The organism is Oceanicola sp. S124 (assembly GCF_000220565.1).
GTDB lineage: Bacteria > Pseudomonadota > Alphaproteobacteria > Rhodobacterales > Rhodobacteraceae > Pseudooceanicola.
On sequence record NZ_AFPM01000134.1, the window covers coordinates 1 to 3,847 of the forward strand.

Consider the following 3,847-nt stretch of genomic DNA (forward strand, 5'->3'; position numbering starts at 1 on the left):
CATAGGCCGCATCCACCCCGGCCCGGTCGTGGAAGTTCTGCGCCAGCGTCATCGCCCCGGTGCCAAGCGCCGCACCGGGCCGTCCCTGGTCCTTGGCCAGATCGGCACGCCCGAACAGCCCCAGAAGCAGCCCGTCCATCTGGTAGAACGAGACGCCCTCCTGCTCTTCGGCAGGGCGCCAGCCGAGGGCGGCATAGAAGGCCCGCGCCCGCGCCAGATCCTCGACGCCGAGGGTGATCAGGGTGACCCGTTGCACGGGCAGGGCAGGGGTGTCGGTCATGGGGCGGTCCTTTCCTCGGCGCGGCTTTCGCCGGACTCTTCGGTGACTTCCAGATACTGCGCCCTGTCGCCCAGTCCTTCAAACAGTTCCGGCCCGGTGCCGGTCATCCAGGCCTGGGCGCCAAGCGCGCAGATCTCGTCGTAAAGCGCGGCGCGGCGCCCGGCATCCAGATGGGCCGCGACCTCGTCCAGCAGCAGGATCGGGGGCGCGCCGAAATCCCGCGCCAGCCCGCGCGCATTGGCCAGGATCAGGCTGACCAGCAGCGCCTTCTGCTCGCCTGTCGAGGCATCCCGGGCGGGGATGCCCTTCACCGCCCAGAAGGCCTCCATGTCGACGCGATGCGGCCCGAGCAGGGTGCGCCCGGCGGCCATGTCGCGACGGCGGCTTTCCTCGTAGCCGGCCTGCAGTTCGGGTGCGCTCTGCGGCATCGCGCCTTCGGGGTGCGACAGCGAGAGCTGCGGCGCGGGAAAGGCGGTCTCGGCCTCCTCTGTCGCCTCGGCGACCAGATGCAGCGCCTTCAGCCGGTTCAGCGTGATCTCTTCGCCCGCCTCGGCCATCTGGCGTTCCAGCGCGGTATACCAATGGGCGTCGCGCACCATGTCCTTCAGCAGGCGGTTGCGCTCGCGCATGGCCTTTTCATAGGCGAGGCTGGCGTCGGCATGGGTGGGGAAGAAGGACAGCACCATGCGGTCGAGAAACCGCCGCCGCCCCTCGGCGCTTTCGGTCCAAAGCCGGTCCATCGAGGGCACCAGCCAGAGCACCCGGCCAATGCGCCCGAGCGCCAGCTGGGCGGCCGCCTTGTCGTCGATGCGCAGGGCGCGGGATTGCCCCGGCTCAAGCTGCATCTCGACCTCGTGGACCTGGTGCAGGCTGCGCAGCACGCCCGACAGCTTCCAGCCGATCGCCTCGGGGCGGCGCACCATCTCTTCGGCGGCGGCACGGCGCAGCCCCCGCCCGGGCGAGAACATGGACACGGCTTCTAGGATATTGGTCTTGCCGGCGCCGTTCGGGCCCCAGATCGCCACGGGGCGCCCATCAGCCGACAGGCTGCCGCGCCGCCACGAGCGGAAATGCGACAGGTCCAGCCGGGTCAGACAGAGCCGTCCCATTGGCCAAACCCCTCATACTCTATGGCTAAAAAACTCTCGCCGAAGGCAATCGCGACAGCGATGACCCTTACACGCGCATCGGCATGACGACATAGACCGCGCTCAGGTCATTGCCTTCGCGCATCAGGGTCGGGTCACCGGACGAGTTGAACATGAAGACGGCGTTCTCGCGGTCGACCTGAGAGGCGATCTCGAGCAGGTACTTGGCGTTGAAGCCGATCTCCAGCCGCTCGTCGGCATAGGCCACGGCCAGCTCTTCCTCGGCGGCGCCAGAGTCGGGCGCGTTGACGGAGAGCACCAGGCGGTCTTCGTCCAGCGACAGTTTCACGGCGCGCGAGCGTTCCGAGCTGACGGTGGCGACGCGGTCGACGGCCTTGGCGAATTCGGCGGCATCGACTTCCAGGCGGCGGGTATTGCCGGTGGGAATCACGCGCGAGTAGTCGGGGAAGGTGCCGTCGATGACCTTCGAGGTCAGGGTGATCTGCGGCGTGGCGAAACGTACCTTGGTTTCCGAAACCGAGACGGCGATCTGCATCTCGTCATCGTCCAGCAGCTTGCGCAGCTCGCCCACGGTCTTGCGGGGCACGATCACGCCGGGCATTCCCTCGGCGCCCTCGGGCAGCTTGGCGTCGATGCGGGCCAGGCGGTGGCCGTCGGTCGCGACGCAGCGCAGGGCGCGGCCTTCGTCGCCCTCGGCGACATGCATGTAGACGCCGGTCAGGTAATAGCGGGTTTCCTCGGTGGAAATCGCGAATTTCGACTTGTCGAACAGCCGCCGCAGCACCGGGGCGGGGGCCGAGAAGTTCGACGTGTACTCCGACGAGGCCATGACCGGGAAATCTTCCTTGGGCAGGGTCGCCAGGTTGAAGTTCGACCGGCCGGCCTGCACCGTCAGGCGTCCCGCCGCGCCATCCTCGGAGAGGGTGACCATGGCGCCATCGGGCAGCTTGCGGACGATCTCGTGCAGGGTCACGGCGGCGACAGTGGTGGAACCCGCGCGTTCGACCATGGCGGGGGCCTTGTCGACCACCTCGATATCCAGGTCGGTGGCGCGGAACATGACGTCGCTGCCCTCGGCCTCGATCAGCACGTTGGCCAGGATCGGGATCGTGTTGCGCCGCTCGACGACGGACTGCGCCTGGGCGACGGCCTTGAGAAGCGCGGCACGCTCGATGCTGAATTTCATGGTCATCACCCCTGTCTTTTCCCGCCAGTCCGGGACCCGAAAACTAGCTGAATTTGCGCGCGGTACAACGGGAATTTGCCGATTTCCATGCGAAATCGGGCAGCTTGCCGCGCACGGTGCGCTCAGGCCACAGGGGGCGCGATCCCCTGCCCGGTCTCGCCGCAGAAACGGATCGGGGCAGCCGGCCGGGGTGGGGCAAACGGAAAAGGCCCGGCGCAATGGCCGGGCCTTTCACAATCCGTGCCGGGTTACGCTTCCAGCGAGCGGCGCAGCATTTCCAGATCGTCGGCGATCTGGGCGTCCTGGATCATCAGCTCTTCGATGCGTCTCACGCCGTGCATCACGGTGGTGTGGTCGCGGCCCCCGAAGCGGCGACCGATCTCGGGCAGAGAGCGCGAGGTCAGCTTCTTGCACAGATACATGGCGATCTGGCGCGGACGGGCGAAGCTGCGCACGCGCTTGGGGCCGATCATGTCCGACAGACGGATGTTGTAGTGCTCGGCGACGCGGCGCTGGATCTCTTCGATGGTGATCTTGCGTTCCGAGGCGCGCAGCACGTCGCTGAGGCAGTCCTGCGTCAGCTCCAGCGTGATTTCGCGACCGACGAGCGAGGCGAAGGCAAACAGGCGGGTCAGTGCACCTTCCAGTACCCGGACGTTGGTGCTGATGCGATGCGCCAGGAATTCCATCACGCCGTCGGCGACTTCCAGGTCGGGGTGCTTCAGGCGGAAGGCCGCGACCTTGGATTGCAGGATGCCCAGGCGCAACTCGTAGTCGGTCGGGTGCAGGTCGACGACCAGGCCCGAGGACAGGCGCGACGAGATGCGGGGCGGCAGGTTCTTGATCTCGTTCGGGGCGCAGTCCCCCGAGATGATGATCTGCTTGTTGTGATCTACCAGGGCGTTGAAGGTGTGGAAGAATTCCTCCTGGGTGGAATCCTTGCCGGCGATGAATTGCACGTCATCGACCATCAGCACGTCGACGGTGCGGAACAGCGACTTGAAGTCCATCATCTTCTTTTCGCGCAGCGCCTGCACGAAGCGGTACATGAACTGCTCGGCCGAGAGGTAGACCACGTTGAGATGCGGCTGGGACACCTTCAGCTCATGCGCGATGGCATGCATGAGGTGGGTCTTGCCGAGACCGACGCCGCCATAGAGGAACAGCGGGTTGAACTCGACCTCGCCGCCCGAGGCCACGCGGCGGGCGGCGGCATGGGCCAGCTCGTTCGGCTTGCCGACGACGAAGCTGTCGAAGGTGCAATGGGGATCC

4 protein-coding genes are annotated in these 3,847 nt (G+C 66.7%); all 4 read right to left on the bottom strand.

Annotation, left to right across the window (positions count from 1 at the left end):
* Positions 1 to 262, bottom strand: a 262-nt coding sequence (locus OS124_RS0109410; RefSeq protein WP_443189682.1) for a VOC family protein, incomplete at its 3' end; no start/stop codon positions are given.
* A 14-nt stretch (positions 263 to 276) separates the two neighbouring features.
* Positions 277 to 1,389 (bottom strand): DNA replication/repair protein RecF, encoded by a 1,113-nt coding sequence (gene recF / locus OS124_RS0109415; protein WP_010139294.1) that lies wholly within the window; start codon positions 1,387 to 1,389, stop codon positions 277 to 279.
* Between the two features lie 67 nt (positions 1,390 to 1,456).
* Positions 1,457 to 2,575, bottom strand: a complete 1,119-nt coding sequence (gene dnaN, locus OS124_RS0109420; RefSeq protein ID WP_010139295.1) for a DNA polymerase III subunit beta — start codon at positions 2,573 to 2,575, stop codon at positions 1,457 to 1,459.
* Positions 2,576 to 2,823: 248 nt separating this feature from the next.
* On the bottom strand, positions 2,824 to 3,847 hold a 1,024-nt coding region (gene dnaA, locus OS124_RS0109425), incomplete at its 5' end, for a chromosomal replication initiator protein DnaA (protein ID WP_010139296.1).